The sequence below is a fragment of the Leuconostoc inhae genome (genome assembly GCF_019656015.1).
Classification (GTDB): Bacteria; Bacillota; Bacilli; order Lactobacillales; family Lactobacillaceae; genus Leuconostoc; species Leuconostoc inhae_A.
On the sequence record NZ_BPKW01000004.1, the window covers coordinates 37,815 to 61,712 of the forward strand.

The window sequence follows — 23,898 nt, forward strand, 5'->3', positions numbered from 1 at the left end:
ATGCGTGTAATTTTATCAGGTGGTGGCACAGGTGGCCATATTTATCCAGCTTTAGCATTAGCTGAAGTTATTAAGCAACATGAACCAGACTCGGAATTTTTATATGTTGGATCGGAACGTGGTGTGGAATCTAACATTGTACCAGCGACTGGTATGGCTTTTGACAAGTTATCTGTACAAGGATTTAAACGATCATTATCCTTAGATAATGTTAAAACAGTTAATTTATTCTTAAGAGCAGTTAAACAATCTAAAAAAATTATTAAAGACTTTAAACCTGACGTTGTTGTTGGTACAGGTGGTTATGTCGCTGGAGCAGTGGTGTATGCTGCACAACGCATGCATATTCCAACCGTTATCCATGAACAAAATTCTGTTGCCGGTGTGACAAATAAATTTTTGGCGCGTGGGGCAAGTAAAATAGGTGTGGCTTTTGATGTTGCTAAACAACAATTTCCATCAGAGAAAGTGACACTTGTTGGTAATCCTCGTGCGCAACAAGTTGCACATATTGTGTCAACGTTTTCTTGGCAAACTTTGGGATTGCGAGATGATAAAGCAACGCTTTTAATTTTTGGCGGTTCACAGGGTGCACCGGCTATTAATTCAGCAGTCATTGAAGCTATGAATGCTTTTAATTTAAGAAATTATCAAGTTGTTGTGGTAACTGGGCCTAAACGATATGATAATGTCTTATCAGAACTAAATGATCGGGGCATTACTGTCGCTGATAATATTCGTATTCTGCCATATATTGACAATATGCCAGAAGTACTAGCAAAAACAAATGCAATTGTATCCAGAGCTGGGGCAACGTCAATTGCTGAAATCACAGCCTTAGGGATTCCATCAATTCTAGTGCCAAGTCTTCATGTTACTGGTAACCATCAAACTAAAAATGCACAGAGTTTGGTTGATGATGGTGCCGCTCTAGTAGTAGCTGAAACGAATTTGAATGGTGAAACACTTATAACAGCTGTTGATTCGTTATTGTTAAATGACATCGTTAGCGAAAACATGGCTGCACAAGTTGCAAAAGTGGGCATACCTGATGCAGGCGATAGATTATATAACTTGATACAGGATGCAATTTTAGAAAAGAAAGCTTAAAGTAGTGCATGTTTTAAAAGACAAAAAAATACTGCAAACAAAACGACCGCGACAACTTTGGATAAGTTTAGCGGCTTTTGTGGTGTTTATAGTCTCAATCATTTTTTTATTACAACCTTGGCGAACAATTAAAACAGTCAACATCAATACCATGATGATACCAGCTAATAAAATTGAGAAATATGCTAATATCAAGCAACAAACGCCATATTGGCGTATAGTAGGCCAAACAAACTTTATTGCCCAACAAATTGTTAAACAAGATGATCAAATTGACGCAGCTCAAGTCACGTTACAAGGTAACAATGTTAATATTAACATTGTTGAAAAAGTAACTGCAGGTTATGTTCAACAAGGCAATAATTGGTATATTATTGATCGAGAAGGAGTGTTTAAAAAGATTCAAGCTCCTGAAGGAAATGCACCGGTATATGTCAATTTTAAAACAAATACACCTGTTAAAAAACTAGCGAAAGAGTTTGTGTCATTAGAATTAACGTTACGTCAAAATATTAGTCAAATTATTTTTTCGCCCAATAAAGATAACGCTAATCGTCTCATAATTATTATGAATGATGGCAATACTGTGTATGCAACGTTAAATACATTTGGTAAAAAAATTAATTATTATCCTGGAATTGCAGCACAAATGCCTGCTAAAGGCATTGTGGACTTGCAATTTGGTGCTTATTCGTATGCTTATGGTACGTCACAGACAAATGCAACTCACAAAAAAAATGATCATAAAGATAAACAAAAGTGAGAATTTGTGGCGTAATAGCTATGGTTTATGATATTATTATAGTTAGGTATATTTTATTAAAAAATAATTTTGTAAAGGGGCACGACGCATGAATAACTCAGGCGTGACGGTGGGTTTAGACATTGGTACCACATCCATCAAAGTAGTCATTGCGCAAACAACTGGTAATCAATTCAATGTGATTGGTGCAGGAAATGCACCTTCTCGGGGGTTACGTAAGGGCGTGATCGTGGACATTGATGCAACTGCCAGTGCGATACGCGAAGCGATTGAACAAGCACAAGAAAAAGCAAATTTTCAAATTGATGAAGTAGTTGTAGGTATTCCTGCAAATCAAATTGAAATGGTTCATGTCGAAGGCCTCGTATCCATTGCTAATCAGAATAAACGTATTACTTACGCTGATGTACAAAATGTGGCAAAGCAGGCTTTATCACACAATGTATCATCAGATCATGATGTTATTGATTTAATTGCTGAAGAATTTATTGTAGATGGTTTTGATGGGATAAAAGATCCTCACGAAATGATTGGTGTGCGACTTGAATTACGTGGTACAGCGTTTGTTGGACCAAGTAAAATTTTAGATAATACGCGTATGGCAATTCAAAAAGCAGGCTTGAAATTACATGAATTTGTTTTGGCGCCATTGGCTATCGGTACTAGCATTTTAAACGATGGCGAACAGGACTTTGGGACCGTGTTAATAGATCTTGGTGGTGGACAAACAACGACATCTATTATACATGATCGCAAGTTGAAATTTAATCATGTAGACTTAGAAGGTGGGGATAATGTTACGAAAGATATCTCAACTGTGCTAGGTATATCTTATACGCATGCTGAAAAGATTAAACGTGATTTTGGATATGCCGATCCAACCCAGGCAAGTGCTGATAAAGAGTTTTCTGTTGAAGTCGTTGGGGATAATACACCGCAATTAATCAATGAACATTATCTTTCAGAAATTATTGCGGCACGCTTAGAACAAATATACATGCGTGCATTGGACCCGCTGAGTGCAGTTAACGGTTTGAACATGCCAGGTGGTGTCGTTTTAACTGGTGGAAATGCAGCTTTGCCACGTATGGTAGACTATGCCAAAACTATTTTGGGTGAGAATGTCCGACTTTTTATACCTGATCAAATAGGGCTACGTCATCCTTCTTATACACGTGCAATGTCATATGCAATGTTTGCTTCGCGTGAAAATATGACGCAGCAAGTCATTAAACAAGTAATCATGTCGCACCGTGAAGATAGCAACAGTATGGAATCTGTGCCGGCAGCACCTAAACAAGCACATGATTACGTCGAAACATCTGAGTCAACTGATCAGCCACTGTACAATTATGGAGGCGATCAAGATGATCAACCGCGGCAAGGTATTTTTAGCCGTTTAATACAAACAATTAAGAATTTATTTCGCGAAGATTAGCATAATTAAGGAGACAACTTATGGATTTTTCAATTGATGACGCCCAAGATACCGGCGCAATTATTAAAGTTATCGGTGTTGGTGGTGGTGGATCAAACGCTGTCAATCATATGATCGAAGAAGGTGTTAGTGGTGTTGAGTTTATCGTTGCTAACACTGATGTACAAGCCTTAGATAAATCTAAGGCTGATACTAAAATACAAATCGGTCCAAAATTGACTGGTGGTTTAGGCGCTGGTTCTAATCCTGAACGTGGCACTAAAGCTGCCGAAGAATCATCTGAAGATATTGCCTCAGCAATTTCAGGTGCAGATATGATTGTTATCACGGCTGGAATGGGTGGTGGAACTGGCAACGGTGCAGCACCAGTTGTTGCACGCATAGCTAAAGAACAAGGTGCTTTAACTGTTGCTGTTGTGACACGTCCATTCAAGTGGGAGGGCCCAAAACGTGGTCGTTTCGCTGCTGAAGGATTACAAGCATTGTCTGAATCAGTAGATTCACTGATTGTGATTACCAACGAACGTTTAAAAGATCGTATTGATTTGCGTACACCATTGTCAGAAGCTTTCAAAGTTGTTGACGAAGTTGTGGCTCAAGGCGTTCGTGGCATCTCAGAACTAATTACAAATCCAGGATTCATTAACCTTGATTTTGCTGACGTAAAAACGGTTATGCAAGATGCTGGGCCTGCATTAATGGGTGTTGGACAAGCCAGTGGCGAAACACGTGCCGCTGATGCGACGAAACAAGCTATTTCCTCACCGCTACTTGAGGTGGACATGTCAGGTGCTGAGGATGTTTTGCTCAACATTACCGGTGGCTTGGATATGTCATTGTTTGAAGCACAAACTGCTTCAGAAGTGATTGCTCAAGAAGCTGGACGTGAAGTCAACGTTATTTTTGGTACATCTATTGATGAAAACTTAGGTGACTCTATTCGTGTGACGGTAATTGCAACTGGCCTTCAAAACGTCACGGTAGATTCTGCAGCCAAAAAAGCTGCTGCACCAAAAGCAAATGCTGCTAAAGTATTTGGCACGACAAGCACAAATGTAACACCAGCAACACCTACCACTTCAATATTTGAAAAACCAACAACAGAGCCTGTTAAATCAACAACGCCAGCGCCACAAAATGACCCATTTGCTGATTGGAATATTAGTGGTGCCTCCAAAGATGCCTTTGCTGATGATGAGCGGTTTGATGGTGTACAAAAACAAGCGTTCGATGTATTCAATACACCAACGTCAAATGAAACACCAGTAGATTTTTCAAACAATGACGATGATACTGAACAACCACCATTCTTTAAAAAACGTTAATATAAAAAAACGTGAGTTGTCTACCTTTTACTGTGTTGTATGACGATAATATGCAATGATTAATGTATTGTTATGTAAGCAGTGAATTGCAACCTGCGTGTTTAAGGAGAGATCATGGCATTAGGCGATACAATTAAACGTCTTTTCAGTAATGATGAAGACGATTTATATGAAGATAGTTATGATGATAACAACTATCAAGAACAACCACAATATCAACAACCAGTTCAACAAACGTCACAGCAACAAACAACTTATTTTGGTCGCCAATCGTCACAATCAACAATGACAGATCCAGGTAATGCTAATAGTAAAATTGCATTATTTGAGCCCAAAGTGTATTCGGATTCTAGAGCCATTGCGTCTCAGATATTAGGCGGAGAAGCTGTAATTGTTAACTTTACTCAAATTGATGAGGCGCAAGCCAAAAGAATTTTAGATTTCCTCGGTGGTGCTATATATGCAGTCAATGGAGAAATTGAACGTATCGGTCAGTCTATTTTTTTGGTAACGCCTGCAACTTTTGAAATTTCAGGAACGTTAACAGATAATTTAGAACCGAATACACGGTATTAATTTATGTTAGAAATACTAAGTTGGATTATACGTATCGCACACTATTATGAATATGCAATTGTCATTTATGTTCTAATGTCTTGGTTACCTGGCGCCCAACAATCAGTGTTTGGCAAATGGCTTCAACGCATCGTTTCACCCTATCTAAACTTATTTCGAATCATACCACCAATTGGTGGTATGATTGATATTTCACCAATTGTCGCTATTTTAGCGTTGAATTTTGCAATTAGTGGTTTGTCGCATCTTGTGCTAATTTTCTTGTAATATGGTAGATGATTTTTCAACAATTGAACAGCATTTTAGACCAGAAGAAGTATCATTTATTCAGCAAGCAAGCGATTGGATTCGTCAAAGTGAAGATGAGTATCGTGGTATTCTAACACGGTTTTTGAACCCGCGAGAACAATATATTTTGCAAACTTTAGTTAATCGTGCAGAAAATTTGAAAGTCCATTATAATGGTGCGACTAGTCATACCGAAAATCAACGTGCTATCGTTGCGCCAGATTTTTATACTGTAGCATTGGCGGACTTTGAATTAGCAATTCTTGAAATTAAATATCCAGTAAAATTTGCCGAATTGCATCATGCAATGATACTTGGCGCGTTTATGAATGCTGGTATAAAACGTGAAGTGATTGGCGATATTTTATCTGATGATAAAAAATGGCAAGTTGTTGTTGATGCAAAAATGATTATGTATATTCAACAAACAGTTCAAAAGATTGGACGGATCAAAATTGAATTGATTGCACGGGATGTGTCAGATGTCATTGCAGTTCACGATGATTGGAGTGAAATATTTTTATTATTATCATCTCTGCGAATTGACACAATTATTTCAATGGCATTTAATATATCACGTAGTTTAGCAAAAACATTAATTGAACAGCAGCAAGTTCGAGTTAATTGGACAACGATTGTTAAGCCAGATCATATAGTAGCAGTAGGAGATATTGTATCTGTTCGTAAATATGGACGTATGCAAATTAAAATGTGTGATGGGTTTAGCAAAAAAGATAAAATTAAAGCAATTGTTAATATTATTCGACGTTAAGTTAACTCGAGTTATATCAAAATTAAAAGGAGACCAAGATGGTACTAACACCTGATGAAATTTTGAAGCATGAATTTACTAAAAAGGGTTCACGTGCATACATTGCATCTGAGGTTGATTCGTTTTTAGACCAAGTTAATGGTGACTATGAAACTATCATTACTGAACGTGATAAACTTTCAAATGATAATCAACAGTTGCAAGTTAAAGTTGATGGTTTGGAAGCCAAACGTGAGCAAGTCAATCAATCAATTTTTGTTGCTCAAGAAGCTGCTGACCGTTTGAGACAAGAAGCTGATGGTGAAGTAAAAAAGCAATTAACACATGCCCAAGAAGCCGCTACTAAAATTATTAGTGACGCACGTACAAAGGCTGAGGCTGAAGCAACAAGTTTAGCGCAGGAAAATGAAGGTCTAATTAAAGAGCAAAATGAATTAAGAACTGAAGTTGAAAATTTTAAAAATTCATTCTTGAAATTATTGGAGCTTCAGCGTAAACTATTAGAAAATGATGATTTAGCTGAGGCAGTTCATCGTTTGCCCGTAGGACAAGCAACGGCTGATCGTATTGATAAAATAGCAACAATTGAAACTGAAACTGTTATGCCAGTGATAGCAAGCGAATCAGATTCTAAAGAAACAGAAAATGAGGAAACAGCTCCTGAACAAGGACCAATTGTTGTGTTTCCCGAACCAAGTGAAAACGAAGATAATAAATTATAAGAAGCATAACACAATAAGAATGGCATACATACGTGCAGCGAGTCATGGTGGTTAGAGATGACCGTCCCTGTAGCCGTTTAAATCAGTTATGAAGTTGTTAGACTGAAATTTGAGTAAGTTTAACCGGTGCAGACCGTTAATACTGATTTGAGAGTTGTTTACTTGCAAACAACTAAAATTGGGTGGTACCACGTGAAAACGTCCCTGTGTTTTGAAACACAGGGACGTTTTTGATTGTTTTAAAACACGACCTAATTATTTTATTGCTAACGCTAAGTTATACATAGGAGATGACATTATGAAGTATAAAGATACACTTAATCTGGGGAAAACGGCATTTCCAATGCGTGGATCACTACCAAAAACAGAGCCGATTCGTCAACAAAAATGGTATGATGCTGATTTATATAATCAACGTTTGTCACAAAATGAAAAAAAGCCACATTTTAATTTACATGATGGCCCGCCGTATGCTAATGGAAATATTCATTTAGGGCATGCTTTAAATAAAATATCAAAAGACATTATTGTGCGATACAAAAACATGGCTGGCTTCTATGCACCTTATGTTCCAGGATGGGATACACACGGTTTACCAATTGAACAGCAGTTAACAAAAGCTGGTCATGATCGTAAAGCTATGCCTAAAGCTGAATGGCGAGATTTAGCAAAAGATTTTGCCTTGGAACAAGTTGATAAGCAAAAAAATGATTTTAAGCGTTTAGGAATTATGGCTGATTGGCAGAACCCATATATCACATTGCAGCCAGAATTTGAGGCGGCACAGTTACGAGTGTTTGGTGAAATGGCTGGTAAAGGGTACATTTTCAAGGGTTCAAAGCCAGTTTATTGGTCATGGTCATCAGAATCTGCCTTAGCAGAAGCGGAGATTGAATACCACGATATCAATTCAGCATCATTGTATTATGCTAATCGTGTGAAAGACGGACATGGTATTTTAGATTCTGATACTTATTTTGTTGTTTGGACAACAACACCATTTACAGTGACGGCCTCACGTGGGATTACGCTTGGACCTGATATGGATTATTCAGTTATTCAACCAGCGGGAGAGACACGTAAATTTGTTATTGCTACTGGCCGTTTAGAGGCCATTACACCATTGTTTGGCTGGGATAATTATAAGACTTTAGCAACATATAAAGGCGAAGAATTAGATCGTATGACAGCGTATCATCCATGGGATATTGATGCCGAAGAATTAGTTATGAATGCAGATCATGTGACGCTTGATTCTGGAACTGGTTTAGTTCATACTGCCCCAGGTTTTGGGGAGGATGATTTTAATGTTGGTAAGCAATATGGCCTAGAAGCTGTTGTTACAGTTGATGAAAAAGGCTATATGACTAAAAATGCTGGACCTGATTTCGAAGGCAAATTTTACGATGATGTTGTTGGCCTTGTCATCAACAAATTAACTGCAGCTAATTTGTTTTTGGCTAAAGAAAAAATTACGCATTCTTATCCGTTTGATTGGCGTACAAAAAAGCCTATTATTTGGCGTGCGGTACCACAATGGTTTGCATCGGTAGGGAAATTCCGTCAAAATATTTTGGATGAATTAGATAATGTTAATTTTTTCCCTGAGTGGGGAAAGAAGCGTTTATATAATATGATTCGCGATCGTGGCGATTGGGTTATTTCACGTCAACGTGTCTGGGGTGTGCCATTACCTATTTTTTATGCAGAAGACCAAACGCCTATTTTAGATCAAACTATTATTAATCATGTAGCTGATTTATTTGAAGCAAATGGTTCAAATTATTGGTTTGAGCATGAAGCTAAAGACCTATTACCTGAAGGTTATAGCAACCCGCACTCGCCTAATGGCAAGTTTGCTAAAGAAGAAGACATTATGGATGTTTGGTTTGATTCAGGTTCTTCTTGGGCTGGTGTCATGAATACACGTGATCAATTAGATTATCCTGCAGATTTATATTTAGAAGGATCAGATCAGTATCGCGGTTGGTTTAATTCCTCATTGATTACTTCTGTTGCTGTTACAGGACAAGCGCCCTACAAAAATGTACTATCTCAAGGATTTACTTTGGATGGTAAGGGTAATAAAATGTCTAAATCACTAGGTAATACCATATCACCACTTGATGTGGCTGACAAAATGGGAATTGAAATTTTGCGTTTGTGGACAATTTCAGTTGATACATCACAAGATATGCCAGTATCAAATGAAATTTTAAAGCAAGTGTCTGAAAGTTATCGTAAATTACGTAATACTTTGAGATTCTTAATGGCTAATACGGCCGATTTTAACTACGCAACAGATGCAATTGCTTTTAATGACAGAGCTGGGCACGATCAATATTTCTCAGTTGTTTTAAATAATTTTATTAAAGATATACGTGATTCATATGATAATTATCGATTTAATGATATCTTTAAACGTGTCATTAATTTTGTTAACGTTGATTTGTCGGCCTTCTATTTGGATATTGCCAAAGACGTTGTTTATGTTGAAGCACCAAATGGTCATGCACGCCGTTCAATGCAAACAGTATTTTATGATACTTTAATAGCTTTAACAAAGTTATTGTTGCCTGTTTTGCCACATACAGCTGAAGAAGTTTGGGAATATTTGCCAAATGAAAAACTTGATTTTGCGTATCTTTCTGACATGCCAGAAGTACAGAATTTGGGCGATACAAGTGAGTTATTAGCAAACTGGTCTACCTTTATGGCAATGCGAGATGCAGTTAATAAGGCGCTTGAAGAAGCCAGAACAGCTGAATTAATTGGTAAAAATGCTGAGGCAGCCTTGATATTGTATTTGACAACAGAGCAACAACAACTGTTGGCTGATTTGAATGCTGATGTTCGTTTACTTCTGATGGTTTCACAGCTATATATTGTTGATGCTAAAACAGCAGTTGACGTGAGATTATATGATGGGGTTCTAATCTCGGTAAAGCATGCTGTTGGTGGTGTATCGCCACGTGATCGTCTGTTTCATGAGGATATTGGCGCAGACTCAGCATTTCCAAATTTGTCAAAGCATGAAGCAGATATTATACGTGAATTCTATCCAGAAGCCTTGATTGAAGGACTAGAATAAAATCAGTATGAGTGCATATTTTAAAAAATAAATAACTGAAGAACTGTGTTATTTTAGCTCAAAGTTAATAAATGTGGCATTTCTCAATGGTTTTATTTGTTTAGTTGTGGCAAAAGTTTGATTACGCACGGTGACACGTGCAACTAGGAGCAAGCTAAATACACTGTTAATTTTAATAACAGTGTATTTTTATTGTGTTGGAGTAGCTTTCTAAGATACAATATAGTTATAAATAAAAAAGGGCGGTTATGTTTTTTTAAAATAACTGAAAAAAAAATGACAAATCGAAAAATAAAATATTATGTTATTACAACTTTGTTTGTTGCGATTGTTTTACTTCAAATGATTGTGCCATGGCTTGGTACGATGCCATTGGGTGCGTTTGTAATTGGTGCTAGCGCAACAATTATACAATTTACAGTGGCATTAGCTGGTATTTTATTGGGACCTAAGTATGGCGCTGTTGTTGGATTTTTTTGGGGAATAATGTCGTTTATTAACGCATTAACACACCCAGGAACAATTGGGTCGCTCATGTTCCAAAATCCTTTCACAGCATTGATTCCACGTATCTTGGTCGGGTTTTTAATTGGTTTATTGTTTAATTATTTTTTACGTAAACGATCAGGAACAATTAAGACCATTGGATTAGGAATTCTTGGGATTCTAGCTGCTATGATTAATACTGTTGGCGTTGTCATTTTAACAACAGTGGGCTTTACTGTGATGCATACAAATTTTACAGGTATTCCTGATCAAAATTTGTTAAGCTGGTTAATTGGTATTGTATCATTTAACGCTATTTTTGAAATGATTGTTGGATTTATTTTGATTAGTGTTGTTGGCAATGTCTTATTACCAGTGGCTGAACGAGCAAATATTAAAGGTTAATAAGTCTTGTTAGCAATGGAAAAAGCACGACAAAAGTCGTGCTTTTTGATGCACTAACCCAGACTCGAACTGGGAGCAAAGACTTAGGAGGTCCCCGTTTTATCCTGTTAAACTATTAGTGCGAACTATTTTATTATACCGTAAATTAAATTAAAAACAAACTATAACGTGACTGGTTAATTCAGTCTTTATTTTTGATAAGGGAATGTAGGATGACAAATAATAGGACAAAATATTTAGTACTGACAATTTTTTTCATGGCTATTGTGATAATACAAGTTGTTATCCCATGGTTAGGTTATATTCCACTAGGTGCTTTTGTTGTCGGGGCAGCGCCAACAATTATACAATTTACAGTAGCTATTGCAGCAATTATTTTAGGTGCGCGTTGGGGCGCTTTTATTGGTGCATTTTGGGGATTAATAACGTTGTGGCAAGCATGGTCAACACCAGGAACTATTGGTTCTCTCATATTTCAAAATCCAATTACAGCAATCGTACCACGTCTTTTAATGGGATTTTTAATTGGTTGGTTATTTAATCAATTATTGCGCGGGAAAAGCGCGAGAATACAAGTTGTTGGATTAGCTTTCTTGGGTGCATTAGCTGCTTTGATTAATACTGTTGGTGTTGTCTTGTCAACGGCGGTTGGCTTTAAGGTTATGCACACCAATTTTACAGGTGTACCAACAGATAATATTTTAGGCTGGTTAGTTAGTATTGTTGCCTTTAACGGTATATTTGAAGTGATTACAGGGGCCATTTTAGTCACGATTATTGGTAAAATATTAGTTCCTTTAGCCGAGAAGTCAGGAATTAAGGGATGATTAATTCTGTGATATAAATTAAATATTGACAACTATTGATTAGTATGTTTTAATAAATGTATTAAATAAAAAAGAGATAAACAAATGACAACATCAGTTAATACAACAACACAAATTATTATCAGCATTATCATTATTTCGTGATAGGTGCTGATAATTTTTGGTGCCTATCAATCAATTGATAGGCAGCTGATAAATGTCAAAGAGACAAGCTGCTTTTTACAAGCAACTTGTCTCTTTTTTGTTTCATTTCGTAGGAGAGTATTATGACATTAACATTAGAACAGCAAAAGCTTGCAAAACATTTGTTTGAGGCATTTAAAGATAATGTCCCATTAGATCAGAACGATTACGTTAATGTCGTCCATGATTTTGACACGGCATATGAGGTACAAGACGCAGTTATGGCATTGAAAAATGAACCAACAGCAGGCTATAAAGTATCGCTGACTTCTCCTGAAACGCAGCATATGTTTGCATCAGATGCACCATTATATGGTGCACAAGTGGCTAATCGTTTCGTTAAATCACCGTATGTCTTAGACTTAGCGTCATATAACGAACCACTAGTTGAAGTGGAGTTACTATTTACCGCTAAAGTAGATTTGACACCTGATATGTCAAAAGAAACGTTACTAAAAAATACGACAGTGGCACCAGCTTTAGAAGTCCCTGATGCACGTTTCAAGTCATGGTTTCCAAAACTAGACAAGTACTTAGTATTAAGTGATACAGCTGTAGGTGGTGCTGTTGTTTCAGGCACACCTCGAGATGGGGACACATTAACTGTTGACGAGTTGGCAAATGTCAGTGCTACGTTGACCTATGATGGTAAGCAGGCTGGACAAGGAGAAGGAAGCGAGGTATTGGGAAATCCAGTAGCATCATTAGAATGGCTAGTTGCTAAATTAGCAGAACAAGATAAGCCATTTTTGGCAGGGACGCAAGCATCTACGGGAACGTTCTTATTACCGCCACGTTTAAGTGCAGGAGAATGGCGTGTGGATTTCACAGGGGAATTTGGTACAGTCGTTCTCCGGGTTGAGGAGAATAAATAATGGTTGATAAAAAACTGACATGGCGTCAATTGCTTTTGATAGCTTCATTAATTTTTGGGATGTTTTTCGGTGCTGGTAATCTGATTTTTCCAGTACAATTAGGTCAAATGGCTGGTGGAAACTGGATTCCTGCAACTTTAGGGTTCTTAGTGACGGGAACTATTGTACCGTTTCTAGCTATGTTAGCTGTTAGTGTCACGCGTAGTCGAAGTGTATACGATGTGGCAAAACCTGTTGGACATTGGTTTGGATTATTATTCTTAGTCGCGATTCATCTCACAATTGGGCCATTTTTTGGCACACCTCGTACGGCAGCAACAGCTTTTTCAATGGGTGTGGCACCATTTTTATCAGCAGAACATCAACAGGTAGGCATGCTAGTTTTTTCTGCTTTATTCTTTGGATTGGCTTACTTTTTAACAGTTAAACAAGCTGAGCTAACTAAACACATTGGTAAATATTTGAATCCATTGTTTATTGGTTTATTAGTTGTTGTATTACTTGTGGCACTCTTTATGCCAATGGGTGGCACACATCAAGTGGTCAATACAGCGTACCAAAGTAATGCTGGTTTACAAGGTGTATTAGATGGTTATAATACAATGGATGGCTTAGCTTTGCTCGCATTGGCTGTATCGGTTGTGTACGCTGTAAAAGGGCTTGGTTTTGGCGAGAACCAAGTATCAAAGGTATTGGCTAAAGCTGGCTTATTAAGTATCGTTATAGAAGGTGTTTTTTATACGAGTTTAGTTTTATTGGGTGTTTCAAGTTTAGGACAATTCAAACCTGCAGCGAATGGTGGCGATGCCTTTGCTCAGATTATTACTCACTATGCAGGTAATTTTGGCACTGCTTTAACGGGTGTATTGGTGACGCTGGCTGTATTTACGACAGCAATGGGGTTGTTCGTTTCTTTCGCACAGGACTTGCATTTAGCTTTTCCTAAAGTGAGTTATCTTTGGTTTTTGCGTTTGATTGCTTTTGGCTCCTTTGTTACTGCAAATGCGGGTTTGACTAACATTGTAGCTTGGTCGGTACCTGTATTAATGTTATTATATCCGTTTGCTTTGGTGCTCATTTTGCTGTCGCTTTTTTCTAACTATTTTAATCGTTCAAGCACGATATACCGTAGTGCTGTGGCAGGTGTTGTGCTACCCGCGATATTGGATGCTCTTGCCAATTCACCATTTATGGGTAACCATGGTGTTCAGGGAGCTGTAGCAGCATATCATCAATATGTCCCATTTTCAGCATTAGGATTTGGTTGGATAGTCCCAGCTTTAGTAGGTACGTTGATTGGTTGTGGATTTTATGTTTTTTCAAATGTGAACCAAAAACAGCATGATCGTGTTAACTCAGAAGTATCTGTTAATATATTACGCGATTGATTGTCAGAAGCGCCCCGTGCAGGGCGCTTTTTTGATATAATGATGTTAGTAAAATTGAAAGGAAATATACTTGATAAACTGCTGGTGAACTTAAGATAGCCGGCTTTTGTCAAATATAATCTATAATATCATGGGAAAATTTGTTGAAATGGATCATCCATTGATTCAGCATAAGCTGACAATGATTCGCAATAAAAAAGTGGGGACCAAAGATTTTCGTGCTTTGGTCGATGAAATCGCTATGTTAATGACTTATGAAGCCAGTCGCGATTTACAGTTAGAAGATGTTGTTGTAGAAACGCCTGTTGCGACAACTACTAAAAAACAATTAGCTGGTAAAAAATTAGCTGTTGTGCCAATTTTACGTGCAGGTCTAGGCATGGTAGATGGCATTGTACAACTGATTCCTGCTGCTAAAATTGGTCACATTGGTATGTATCGTGATGAAGAAACATTAGAACCTGTAGAATATTTTATTAAATTACCAGAAGATATTGATCAACGAGATGTTTTATTGGTTGATCCAATGTTAGCAACTGGTGGATCAGCAAAAGATGCGATTTCTGCACTTAAAAAACGTGGCGCTAAGCACATCAAGTTGATTACACTTGTTTCGGCTCCTGAAGGTGTGAAAGCTGTTCAAGAAGCACATCCGGATGTTGACATTTATACCGGATCACTAGATGAGGGTTTGGACAAGAATGGTTATATTATTCCTGGATTGGGTGATGCCGGTGATCGATTATTTGGTACAATGTAATCTCTTATTGAAAGACTGATGATAAATCAATATTTTTTTATGTATTTATAATGATAAAAATAAAAACTATTGACATTTTAAATTTATATCTGTATAGTAGTATTCATCAAGAAGTAAGCAAGTAATTGCTCAATATAAGGAGAGATAATATGATTAAAACTTTTAACACACAAGTGAATAGTGCACTTCTCCTCAACCTCCTTCTCATTTGAGTCTAGTTGGTTGTTATTTGAGCAAAATCAGCTACTAGACTTTGAAAGTAAGTTTATGTAGCTGGTTAGGAATATGACGTGAAAACGCCCTAACGAGCAATCGTTGGGGCGCTTTTCTTTTTCTCCAATGATTGCATTGCTCAATTGAAGTGTAAATTAAAAGGAGATTAGGAATATGGCACAGAATGCAATTAATAAAGAGACACAAATTAACAAAGAAGTAATCCAAGAAAAAGTTGGTGAAGCAGAAGAATCTGTCCGTGATATTGTGTATAAAACATCGGCTGCAGTTTCTAATGCTATCTTGGTGACATTGGGAATGGGTTTGTTATTGCAAACGATTGCTGGATTCATTAATTGGGCACCAATGGTACAAATGGGTGCAATCACAAAAATCATGTTACCAGCTGCTTTTGGTGCAGCAGTCGCCTCGCAAATGAAGACAAACACGATGGTTATGTTTAGCGCGATGGCCGCCTCAACGGTCGGCGCCAATGCAGTATTTTTTAGTAATACAGCGGTTCAAGGTGTTACGGCAACAGGCTATGCTGGGACACAAGCTGCTGGTTCAGCGATTATCACAACAGGTCAACCGATATCAGCTGTTATGGCAGCTATCATTGCTGTGTTGTTTGGAAAATGGTTGAGTGGTAAAACACCGTTGGACATGGTAATTGTGCCAGCTGCGACAACAATTGTGGGTACAGTGAGCGGATATTATCTGGCGATGATTACAACACCAGCATTAGTAGCAGTTGGTCAATTTATTGCTTCAAGTGTATCAGTTAATCCGATTATTGGGACAGCAATTGTTGCGATGGTATTTGGCGCTATGACGATGACACCGGCTTCAGCTGCTGCCTTGGCTGTGGCCATTGGCGCAACTGGTGTCACTTCACCACAAGCTGCTGGTGCAATATTAATTGGTACAACAGCTGTTTTCGTTGGTTTTCCCGCAATGTCGTTTCAAGAAAATAAAATTGGCGCAACGATTGCACAAGGTATTGTGACGCCAAAAATTCAGTTTCCTAATTTGACTAAAAATCCAGCATTGATTATTCCACCAATGATTGGTGCAGCCATTGCAGCACCAATTGCTACATTAGTATTTCATGTTACAGCACCTTTTGCCATGGCGGGTATTGGATTTAATTCGTTTATCGTACCTTTGGCTTTGGCGGGATCAAATCCAGTTGCGTTTGCTGCTTATATGGGCGTTGGTGTTGTCGTGCCAATTATTGTGTCATTTGTGGGTTACCGTGTGATGCGCAAAATGGGTTGGGCAAAACCAGAACAGTTGCATTTGGAAATGATTTAATTTGTTTAAATAAAATTTGGAGAGAAATTATGAAAAAAATTATTGCTATAGTTGTTGCCTTCGTTGTTGTAATTGGGGGTGTTATTGGTTTTGGCATGATGAAGAAAACAGGCAATAAAACCGCCGATATTGTCAAAATTGGTGGTGTATTTGATACTTCCGGTAATGTTTCGGCTTATGGTCAAGCTGAACAAAAAGGTGCTAATTTTGCAGTTAAGCGTATTAATGCTGCTGGTGGCGTTAAAGTCGACGGTAAAACTTACAAATTTAAAATGGTTAATAAAGATAGTAAATCAGACAATACAGAGGCGGCCTCGGTTACTACAAATTTGATTAATAATAATCAAGTTAACGCTATTGTAGGGCCAGTTGTGACTTCTGCTGTTCAAGCCGCTATTCCATCAGCAACAAAAGGTAAAACACCAGTGATATCACCCACAGCTGGTGCTGACAGTATTACAGTACAAAAAAATGGGACAGTACAACCTTATATTTTCCGTGCACAATTTAAAAATTCATATTTAGGTACAAAGATGGCTAAATTTGCTACAGACACTATCAAAGCAAAAAATGTCATTGTTTTTCAAGATAATTCCTCAGATTACGGCACAGGTATCACAGCAGCGTTTAAAAAAGCGTATACAGGTAATATCGTTGAAACTGATTCATATCAAGCAGGAGATACAGATTTCCAGGCAATGTTAACAAAGATTAAGAATAAAAAATTTGATGCCATTGTCATTAATGGTTACTATACTGAAGCTGGCGCAATATTAAAGCAAGCGCGTGATATGGGAATTGAAGCCCCCGTTATTGGACCAGATGGATTAGGTGATCCAAAATTGGCTGAGATTGCTGGTAATAAAAATACAAGTAATGTATATTACGCAGCGCACTTCTCAACAAAGGCGTTATCTACTGATGCAGCTAAGGCCTTTGTTAAGTCTTATCGCAAGGAATATCAACAAGAGCCATCACAATTTACAGCATTGTCATATGATGCTGTTTACATGATTAAGCAGGCAATTGAAAATGAAAAATCAATTGATAAGGCTAAAATTACAACAGGTTTAGCTAAAATTAAGAATTTTGAAGGTACAACAGGTAAAATGACAATGGACAAATTCCATAATCCGAAAAAATCAATTGTTATGGTTGGCGTTCAAAACGGAAAAGACACAACTGCTACAGTTGTGAAATAGTAGGTGACTATCTTGTCAATGATAATTCAACAATTAATCAATGGTATGATACTGGGAAGTGTCTATGCACTACTAGCATTAGGATATACGATGGTGTATGGCATCATTAAATTAATTAACTTTGCACATGGTGATATCTATATGCTGGGCGCTTATTTTGGCTATTTCTTTCTTCGTGTACTTCATCTAAATTTCTTTATTGCTTTAATTTTGTCAATGGCAATTTGTGCAGTATTAGGTATGTTAATTGAATTTATTGCTTATCGACCTTTGCGTCATTCGCCAAGAATTGCTGTCTTGATTTCAGCCTTAGGTGTCTCATTTTTTCTTGAAAATGGTATGAGCTATCTTTTTGGATCTGATAAAAGATCATTTCCACAAGCGATTGAAACAACACAATATCATTTTGGTAGTTTACAAATTTCTAACATTCAAATTATTATTATAACAACCGCGATTGTTTTGATGATTTTGTTGAATATAATCGTTAAGAAAACAAAAATGGGGCGTGCTATGCGTGCCGTATCTGCTGATGAAGAAGCAGCTATATTAATGGGTATTAATGTTAATCGTACAATTTCATTCACTTTTGCAATTGGCTCAGCGTTAGCTGCTGCCGGCGGAATGCTCATTGGTTTGTACTACAACAATATTGATCCACTGATGGGTATGACACCTGGTATTAAGGCCTTTGTAGCTGCAGTTTTGGGTGGTATTGGTATTATTCCTGGTGCTGCTTTAGGTGGTTGGTTAATTGGTATTTTAGAAACTATGACACAGGCAGTAGGACTTTCAAACTATAAAGATGCGATTGTTTATGCTATTTTGATTGTTATTTTGTTATTAAAACCAACGGGTATTTTGGGTAAAAATAAACGGGAAAAGGTGTAAGTTCATGGATAAAGCGCATATAAAGTATACGTTGAGCTGGGCCACCTTAGCGTTAATGATTGTTATTTTAATTGTTGTCATGACGATGTTTGATATTATTGGCCCCTATGGGTTAACCACTATTGTGTTGATTGGCATTAATTTAATTGCTGCAATTGGTTTGAATTTGATTATTGGTATGTCTGGTCAATTTTCATTAGGGCATGCTGGTTTTATGGCTATTGGTGCTTACGCTACTGCTTTAATTGTGACAGCAGTACCAACGATATTTGGATTTATAATGAGTCTTTTTGTTGGAGCGATGTTGAGCGGTATTGTGGCTTTAATTGTCGGTATACCGACATTACGTTTGCGTGGTGATTATCTAGCAATTGCAACATTAGGCGTTTCGGAAATTATTAGAATTTTGATAATGAATTTTAAATTCACACATGGGCCTGCTGGTATTTTTGCTATTCCATCCTTCGTTAATTGGCCACTTGTTTTTGGCATGGCTGTGCTAACGATTATTGTTGTTGTTAATTTAGTTAGAAGTCCAACAGGACGAGCTATTATCGCTGTTCGTGACAATGAAATTGCAGCAGAATCGCTTGGAATTAATACGACCAAGTATAAAGTCATTGCGTTTGTACTTGGCGCAGTATTAGCAGCTCTTGCTGGTGGATTACGTGCCAGTTTTATACAATCTGTTTCACCACAAGATTTTACTTTTATGCAAAGCATCACTATTTTAATCATTGTGGTGTTGGGCGGTATTGGTTCAATTAGTGGTACCGTAGTAACTGCCATTGCTCTAGGTATTTTAGATGTTATATTACAAAATTTTGGTTCACTACGTATGGTCATTTATGCTGTGGTATTGATTGTTGTCATGTTATTTAGACCACAAGGATTATTTGGTAGATCAGAATTTTCGTTAAAAAAGATGTTGTTTGATTCAGGAGGAAACCATGACAAAGACCATTCTAAAGGCGCATGAATTACGTGTTGAATTTGGTGGTGTGACAGCGGTAGATAAGGTAACTATAGAGGCACATGAAAATGAATTGATTGGATTAATTGGTCCAAATGGTGCTGGTAAAACAACACTATTTAATTTACTAACAGGTGTCTACAAACCAACATCTGGTGATGTGTTTATTGATAATCATGATCAATTATCTCCCATAAATCAATTGTCTCCTTATAAACGAGCCCAATTAGGTATTGCGCGCACTTTTCAAAATATTAGATTATTTAAAAGTAGAACAGTCATAGAAAATGTGTTGATTGCAATGACTGCTGCCAATAAATCGTATCCAATACAGGCAATTTTACGGACACCGAAATTCTATCAAAATGAAGCACAAAATCGCCAAAAAGCAATGTCATTATTAGAAATATTTGGTATGACACAGGTGGCAGATGAGCTAGCTAATACGTTACCATATGGTCAGCAACGTCGGTTAGAAATTGTACGGGCATTGGCCACAACACCTAAAATTTTATTTTTAGATGAACCTGCTGCGGGCATGAACCCACAAGAGACAGCAGAATTAACAGATTTAATTAAGCAAATTCAGGTACAATTTAAAATGACAATTGTGCTAATTGAACATGATATGAAATTGGTTATGGCAGTTAGTGAACGCTTATACGTTTTGGAGTATGGTAAAGTTTTAGCGACTGGTACGCCAAAGGACATTCAAAATAATCCAGCAGTCATTAAGGCTTATTTGGGAGAAGAGGGTTGATTAATGGCTGAAACATTATTGAAAATAGCTAATTTAAGCGTTAATTATGGTGCCATTAAAGCGGTGCGCGGAATTGATTTTGTGGTTAATCGTGGTGAAATTGTGACTTTAATTGGCGCAAACGGTGCTGGGAAAAGTACTATTTTACGAACAATTTCTGGATTGGAAAAAGTAACAGATGGGACTGTTATTTTCAATAATCAAATTGTGAATCATATGCCATCTGAAAAAAGAGTGCGACATGGGATTGTTCAAGTCCCCGAAGGTCGACGCGTTTTTCCAGGTATGACGGTGCAAGAAAATTTGCAATTGGGCGCTTTTACTGTTTCGAATAAAAGTCAGAATAATTCAGGGTATGATACAGTTTACCAACAATTTCCAATTTTAAAAGACCGTCGCAATCAAGATGCGGCTACACTATCGGGTGGCGAACAGCAAATGTTAGCCATTGGTCGCGCACTAATGGCACAACCAAAAATGATTTTATTGGATGAACCTTCTATGGGATTAGCGCCATTGTATATTCAAAAAATATTTGATATTATTCAAAAAATCAGAGATACAGGTGTGACAGTGCTGTTAATCGAACAGAATGCTAATCAAGCTTTAAAAATAGCAGATCGTGGTTATGTGTTAGAAGGTGGCAAAATTATTGCAACTGGCACAGGTGATGAACTATTATCATCTAGTGATGTACGAGAAGCCTATTTGGGTGGATAAGGGCTCGAAAATAAAAAAATTTGACATATTCTGATAAAGTTGTTATCATATTCTCAACAGTGAAGAGATAAGTAATATCATGAACACACAAAGAGAGTCTACGATTGGTGAAAGTAGATTGCGCGACGATATGAAAATGGTCTTGGAGATAAATGCCATGGTGAGCATACGCTAATGCGTTGTAAGCAATGACCGGTTGTGCCCGTTATAGTAACAGCAATTCCCGTCTTTTAAAAGACGGCGATTGTATGAGGTGTGTTTTTTAACATACAAATACCGGGTGGTAACACGATAATTCGTCCCGCAGTTTGATTAGGTTCAAACTGCGGGATTTTTTTGTCTTTCTTGGTATTTAATGATTAGTTTCGATTATATGAAGTGAATAGAGGATATTATGGCAGGAAAATTAAAACGTGTAATGACAGCGCGGCAGATACAAATGATTGGGTTAGCTAGTGGTATTGGTACGGGATTATTTTTATCATCAGCTTATACAATTCATACAGCAGGCGCTTTTGGTACAATTTTAGCTTATTCGATGGGTGCAATTTTAGTCTACTTAGTCATGTTAAGTGTGGCTGAATTATCTATTGCTATGCCACAAACAGGCGCATTTCATTATCATGCGCAGAAATTAATTGGCCCAGCCACAGGATTTTTTGTTGCTATTGCCTATTGGCTAACCTGGACCATTGCATTAGGTTCTGAATTTACAGCATCAGGTATTATTATGCAAAGATGGTTTCCAAATATTCCAGTATGGGCATTTTCTGGGGTATTTCTCGTGATTATTTTATTGAGTAATATATTTTCCGTTAAAATATTCGGTGAAAGTGAATATTGGTTGGCTGCCATTAAAGTTGTTACAATTATTGCATTTTTGGTTATTGGCGTTTTAATTTTGACAGGTGTATTACATTCCAGTCAAACGCAAAACGTTGGGTTTCAAAACATTTTTAGTCATGGTGTCTTTCCAAACGGTATTGGCGCTGTATTTACCACAATGTTAGCAGTTAATTTTGCCTTTAGTGGCACAGAATTGATGGCTATTACGGCTGGCGAGGCGGCAGACCCGACTCGTGCCATAGCTAAAGCTATAAAAGCAGTTTGGTGGCGACAAGTCATTTTCTTTATTGGTAGTATTACTATTTTGGCAGCAATTATTCCTTACGAAAAAGCAGCTGTTACTCAAAGTCCATTTGTCACAGTATTTAGTATGATTGGCATACCATATGCCGCAGATATTATGAATTTTGTCATTTTAACTGGTATCATTTCGATGGCTAATTCAGGTTTGTATGCTTCGACGCGCATGTTATGGTCGCTTAGTCATGAAGGATTGATTTCTGCTAAATTTGAGAAAGTGAACAAAAATGGTATTCCAATTAGGGCACTTTTGGCAAGCCTCATGGGTGGTATTTTAGCTTTGGGTTCTAGTTTTATGGCTGCTGGTTCGTTGTATCTTATATTAGTAGAAGTTTCCGGGTTAGCTGTTGTATTTGTATGGGTAGCAATCAGTTGGTCGCATTATAAGTATTATCAATTGCTAAAACGTGAAAAGCGAACCCAAGAATTACGTTATCCAAAATGGGCTTATCCACTTTTGCCATTAGCTGGATTTATTGGTTCATCGTTGTCTATTTTACTAGTTATCTTTGATCCTGATCAACGGGCAGCATTGCTATGGTCAGTGCCATTTATAATAATTGTCTATGGTTATTATTATTTAAAATTTAAGTGGTGGCCAAAACACCATTTGTCAACAGTAACCACGATTAAAAAATAATATAGGAGAATTAGCATGACAAAATTTGAATCGTATATTGAATCAGGTGTCGTTGTATTAGATGGTGGCATGGGCAGTGAACTTGAGAAGCGCCATATTGATGTGAATAATAGTTGGTGGTCAGCTTCGGCGTTGATTCAGTCTCCAGATGACATTCGTGAAATTCATAAAAATTATTTTAATTCTGGCGCTGCTTTGGCGATAACAGATACCTATCAAGCGCATGTGAAGTCTTTTACGGATCAGGGTTTAAGTGAAACACAAGCATATGAATTAATTGATTCAGCAGTGTCACTAGCTAAACTTGGGCTTAAGGAGTCTGATCGAAGCGATGGTTTAATTGCTGGATCTGTTGGACCTTATGGTGCGTATCTTGCAAATGGCGCTGAATACACCGGTGACTATCACTTATCAGAATCTGAATTTCAAGCATTTCATCGGCCGCGTATTGCTCGTTTAATTGCTGATGGCGTCGATGTATTGGCATTAGAAACGATGCCAAATTTTGCAGAAGCAAAAGCTTTAGGTCACTTACTGCAAAAAGAGTTTGCGACTATTGATGCTTATTTATCGTTTGCCACAGAAAATGGTGATCATTTGTGGGATGGCACGCCACTATCGGAAGCAGTTGCTTATTTCGAATCAATCAGCCAAATTAAAGCTATTGGTGTGAACTGCACATCACCTCAAAATATCTTACCTGCTTTAGAAAAAATTGCACCGAATACAAGCAAAAAAATGATTGTCTATCCTAATGCAGGGGATGAGTATGACCCAGAAACTAAACGCTGGGTTAGTCAACATGGCCCAATTAATTGGGCTGAATTAGTACCAGTATGGCAAACAGCCGGGGCTAGTTTAATTGGCGGTTGCTGCAGAACTAGCCCTGATGATATTGATGAGATAGCACAGGCCATTACAAACACGAATCAATAAATTACATAGTGATTCAGAGACAGAGATAAATGACTATGTTCTTAAACAATCAAGAGGATTGGCAATGATAACTGGCTTAAAAGTGTATTAT

At 37.4% G+C, this 23,898-nt stretch carries 22 protein-coding genes, 1 tRNA gene and 1 other annotated feature; of the genes, 22 read left to right on the forward strand and 1 reads right to left on the reverse strand.

Annotation, left to right across the window (positions count from 1 at the left end; genetic code table 11):
- The 10 genes from murG to K5Q14_RS02675 all read left to right on the forward strand — a co-directional run bounded on the left by murG (position 1) and on the right by K5Q14_RS02675 (position 10,976).
- Positions 1 to 1,110, forward strand: coding sequence for an undecaprenyldiphospho-muramoylpentapeptide beta-N-acetylglucosaminyltransferase (gene murG, locus K5Q14_RS02630; RefSeq protein ID WP_220734288.1), 1,110 nt, complete (start codon positions 1 to 3; stop codon positions 1,108 to 1,110).
- A gap of 31 nt (positions 1,111 to 1,141) precedes the next feature.
- The gene (locus tag K5Q14_RS02635) at positions 1,142 to 1,873 is read left to right on the forward strand and encodes a cell division protein FtsQ/DivIB (protein WP_220734484.1); all 732 of its coding nucleotides are present in this window, start codon (positions 1,142 to 1,144) and stop codon (positions 1,871 to 1,873) included.
- Positions 1,874 to 1,961: 88 nt separating this feature from the next.
- Positions 1,962 to 3,311 carry a cell division protein FtsA gene (gene ftsA, locus K5Q14_RS02640; protein WP_220734289.1) on the forward strand — a complete coding sequence of 450 codons (1,350 nt, stop codon included), beginning with the start codon at positions 1,962 to 1,964 and terminating at the stop codon, positions 3,309 to 3,311.
- 20 nt (positions 3,312 to 3,331) lie between these two features.
- A complete protein-coding gene (ftsZ, locus tag K5Q14_RS02645; protein WP_220734290.1) occupies positions 3,332 to 4,636 on the forward strand; it encodes a cell division protein FtsZ in 1,305 nt (434 codons plus the stop codon).
- Between the two features lie 114 nt (positions 4,637 to 4,750).
- Positions 4,751 to 5,212 (forward strand): cell division protein SepF, encoded by a 462-nt coding sequence (locus tag K5Q14_RS02650; RefSeq protein ID WP_220734291.1) that lies wholly within the window; start codon positions 4,751 to 4,753, stop codon positions 5,210 to 5,212.
- Between the two features lie 3 nt (positions 5,213 to 5,215).
- On the forward strand, positions 5,216 to 5,479 hold the full coding sequence (locus tag K5Q14_RS02655; RefSeq protein WP_220734292.1) for a YggT family protein: 264 nt from the start codon (positions 5,216 to 5,218) through the stop codon (positions 5,477 to 5,479).
- A gap of 1 nt (position 5,480) precedes the next feature.
- Positions 5,481 to 6,272, forward strand: coding sequence for a YlmH family RNA-binding protein (locus K5Q14_RS02660; protein ID WP_220734293.1), 792 nt, complete (start codon positions 5,481 to 5,483; stop codon positions 6,270 to 6,272).
- A 38-nt stretch (positions 6,273 to 6,310) separates the two neighbouring features.
- Positions 6,311 to 6,994 (forward strand): DivIVA domain-containing protein, encoded by a 684-nt coding sequence (locus K5Q14_RS02665; RefSeq protein WP_220734294.1) that lies wholly within the window; start codon positions 6,311 to 6,313, stop codon positions 6,992 to 6,994.
- A gap of 298 nt (positions 6,995 to 7,292) precedes the next feature.
- Entirely contained in the window at positions 7,293 to 10,085 is a 2,793-nt protein-coding gene (gene ileS, locus K5Q14_RS02670) for an isoleucine--tRNA ligase (protein WP_220734295.1), read from the forward strand.
- A 276-nt stretch (positions 10,086 to 10,361) separates the two neighbouring features.
- Entirely contained in the window at positions 10,362 to 10,976 is a 615-nt protein-coding gene (locus K5Q14_RS02675; RefSeq protein WP_220734296.1) for an ECF transporter S component, read from the forward strand.
- Between the two features lie 49 nt (positions 10,977 to 11,025).
- Here the strand turns inward: K5Q14_RS02675 and K5Q14_RS02680 are convergent.
- Positions 11,026 to 11,098, reverse strand: a tRNA-Arg gene (locus K5Q14_RS02680).
- Positions 11,099 to 11,188: 90 nt separating this feature from the next.
- Here K5Q14_RS02680 and K5Q14_RS02685 point away from each other — a divergent pair.
- The 12 genes from K5Q14_RS02685 to mmuM all read left to right on the forward strand — a co-directional run bounded on the left by K5Q14_RS02685 (position 11,189) and on the right by mmuM (position 23,807).
- Positions 11,189 to 11,803 (forward strand): ECF transporter S component, encoded by a 615-nt coding sequence (locus K5Q14_RS02685; protein ID WP_220734297.1) that lies wholly within the window; start codon positions 11,189 to 11,191, stop codon positions 11,801 to 11,803.
- A 266-nt stretch (positions 11,804 to 12,069) separates the two neighbouring features.
- Positions 12,070 to 12,861: a 2-keto-4-pentenoate hydratase gene (locus tag K5Q14_RS02690; RefSeq protein ID WP_220734298.1), complete on the forward strand. Its 792-nt coding sequence runs from the start codon at positions 12,070 to 12,072 to the stop codon at positions 12,859 to 12,861.
- Positions 12,861 to 14,249 (forward strand): branched-chain amino acid transport system II carrier protein, encoded by a 1,389-nt coding sequence (brnQ, locus tag K5Q14_RS02695; RefSeq protein ID WP_220734299.1) that lies wholly within the window; start codon positions 12,861 to 12,863, stop codon positions 14,247 to 14,249. Before K5Q14_RS02690 ends, brnQ begins: the two co-directional genes overlap by 1 nt.
- Before the next feature lie 130 nt (positions 14,250 to 14,379).
- Positions 14,380 to 15,009 carry a uracil phosphoribosyltransferase gene (gene upp, locus K5Q14_RS02700; protein ID WP_220734485.1) on the forward strand — a complete coding sequence of 210 codons (630 nt, stop codon included), beginning with the start codon at positions 14,380 to 14,382 and terminating at the stop codon, positions 15,007 to 15,009.
- A gap of 387 nt (positions 15,010 to 15,396) precedes the next feature.
- Positions 15,397 to 16,539, forward strand: coding sequence for a PTS sugar transporter subunit IIC (locus K5Q14_RS02705; protein WP_220734300.1), 1,143 nt, complete (start codon positions 15,397 to 15,399; stop codon positions 16,537 to 16,539).
- A 29-nt stretch (positions 16,540 to 16,568) separates the two neighbouring features.
- Positions 16,569 to 17,741, forward strand: coding sequence for an ABC transporter substrate-binding protein (locus K5Q14_RS02710; protein WP_220734301.1), 1,173 nt, complete (start codon positions 16,569 to 16,571; stop codon positions 17,739 to 17,741).
- A gap of 12 nt (positions 17,742 to 17,753) precedes the next feature.
- Entirely contained in the window at positions 17,754 to 18,632 is an 879-nt protein-coding gene (locus tag K5Q14_RS02715; RefSeq protein ID WP_220734302.1) for a branched-chain amino acid ABC transporter permease, read from the forward strand.
- Positions 18,633 to 18,636: 4 nt separating this feature from the next.
- Positions 18,637 to 19,611 carry a branched-chain amino acid ABC transporter permease gene (locus tag K5Q14_RS02720; RefSeq protein ID WP_220734303.1) on the forward strand — a complete coding sequence of 325 codons (975 nt, stop codon included), beginning with the start codon at positions 18,637 to 18,639 and terminating at the stop codon, positions 19,609 to 19,611.
- Complete coding sequence (locus tag K5Q14_RS02725) at positions 19,583 to 20,365, forward strand: ABC transporter ATP-binding protein (protein WP_220734304.1); 783 nt, start codon at positions 19,583 to 19,585, stop codon at positions 20,363 to 20,365. Before K5Q14_RS02720 ends, K5Q14_RS02725 begins: the two co-directional genes overlap by 29 nt.
- Positions 20,366 to 20,368: 3 nt before the next feature.
- A complete protein-coding gene (locus K5Q14_RS02730; RefSeq protein WP_220734305.1) occupies positions 20,369 to 21,085 on the forward strand; it encodes an ABC transporter ATP-binding protein in 717 nt (238 codons plus the stop codon).
- A gap of 50 nt (positions 21,086 to 21,135) precedes the next feature.
- Positions 21,136 to 21,392 (forward strand) — a binding site (T-box leader).
- Between the two features lie 87 nt (positions 21,393 to 21,479).
- The gene (locus K5Q14_RS02735) at positions 21,480 to 22,871 is read left to right on the forward strand and encodes an amino acid permease (protein ID WP_220734306.1); all 1,392 of its coding nucleotides are present in this window, start codon (positions 21,480 to 21,482) and stop codon (positions 22,869 to 22,871) included.
- A gap of 15 nt (positions 22,872 to 22,886) precedes the next feature.
- Positions 22,887 to 23,807: a homocysteine S-methyltransferase gene (gene mmuM / locus K5Q14_RS02740; RefSeq protein WP_220734307.1), complete on the forward strand. Its 921-nt coding sequence runs from the start codon at positions 22,887 to 22,889 to the stop codon at positions 23,805 to 23,807.
- The last annotated feature ends 91 nt before the right edge of the window (positions 23,808 to 23,898 follow it).

Coding starts and splice junctions, on each gene's coding strand:
- murG (WP_220734288.1), top strand. CDS start 1: ATGCGTGTAATTTTATCAGGTGGTGGCACAGGTGGCCATATTTATCCA.
- ftsA (WP_220734289.1), top strand. CDS start 1,962: ATGAATAACTCAGGCGTGACGGTGGGTTTAGACATTGGTACCACATCC.
- ftsZ (WP_220734290.1), top strand. CDS start 3,332: ATGGATTTTTCAATTGATGACGCCCAAGATACCGGCGCAATTATTAAA.
- K5Q14_RS02650 (WP_220734291.1), top strand. CDS start 4,751: ATGGCATTAGGCGATACAATTAAACGTCTTTTCAGTAATGATGAAGAC.
- K5Q14_RS02655 (WP_220734292.1), top strand. CDS start 5,216: ATGTTAGAAATACTAAGTTGGATTATACGTATCGCACACTATTATGAA.
- K5Q14_RS02660 (WP_220734293.1), top strand. CDS start 5,481: ATGGTAGATGATTTTTCAACAATTGAACAGCATTTTAGACCAGAAGAA.
- K5Q14_RS02665 (WP_220734294.1), top strand. CDS start 6,311: ATGGTACTAACACCTGATGAAATTTTGAAGCATGAATTTACTAAAAAG.
- ileS (WP_220734295.1), top strand. CDS start 7,293: ATGAAGTATAAAGATACACTTAATCTGGGGAAAACGGCATTTCCAATG.
- K5Q14_RS02675 (WP_220734296.1), top strand. CDS start 10,362: ATGACAAATCGAAAAATAAAATATTATGTTATTACAACTTTGTTTGTT.
- K5Q14_RS02685 (WP_220734297.1), top strand. CDS start 11,189: ATGACAAATAATAGGACAAAATATTTAGTACTGACAATTTTTTTCATG.
- K5Q14_RS02690 (WP_220734298.1), top strand. CDS start 12,070: ATGACATTAACATTAGAACAGCAAAAGCTTGCAAAACATTTGTTTGAG.
- brnQ (WP_220734299.1), top strand. CDS start 12,861: ATGGTTGATAAAAAACTGACATGGCGTCAATTGCTTTTGATAGCTTCA.
- upp (WP_220734485.1), top strand. CDS start 14,380: ATGGGAAAATTTGTTGAAATGGATCATCCATTGATTCAGCATAAGCTG.
- K5Q14_RS02705 (WP_220734300.1), top strand. CDS start 15,397: ATGGCACAGAATGCAATTAATAAAGAGACACAAATTAACAAAGAAGTA.
- K5Q14_RS02710 (WP_220734301.1), top strand. CDS start 16,569: ATGAAAAAAATTATTGCTATAGTTGTTGCCTTCGTTGTTGTAATTGGG.
- K5Q14_RS02720 (WP_220734303.1), top strand. CDS start 18,637: ATGGATAAAGCGCATATAAAGTATACGTTGAGCTGGGCCACCTTAGCG.
- K5Q14_RS02725 (WP_220734304.1), top strand. CDS start 19,583: ATGACAAAGACCATTCTAAAGGCGCATGAATTACGTGTTGAATTTGGT.
- K5Q14_RS02730 (WP_220734305.1), top strand. CDS start 20,369: ATGGCTGAAACATTATTGAAAATAGCTAATTTAAGCGTTAATTATGGT.
- K5Q14_RS02735 (WP_220734306.1), top strand. CDS start 21,480: ATGGCAGGAAAATTAAAACGTGTAATGACAGCGCGGCAGATACAAATG.
- mmuM (WP_220734307.1), top strand. CDS start 22,887: ATGACAAAATTTGAATCGTATATTGAATCAGGTGTCGTTGTATTAGAT.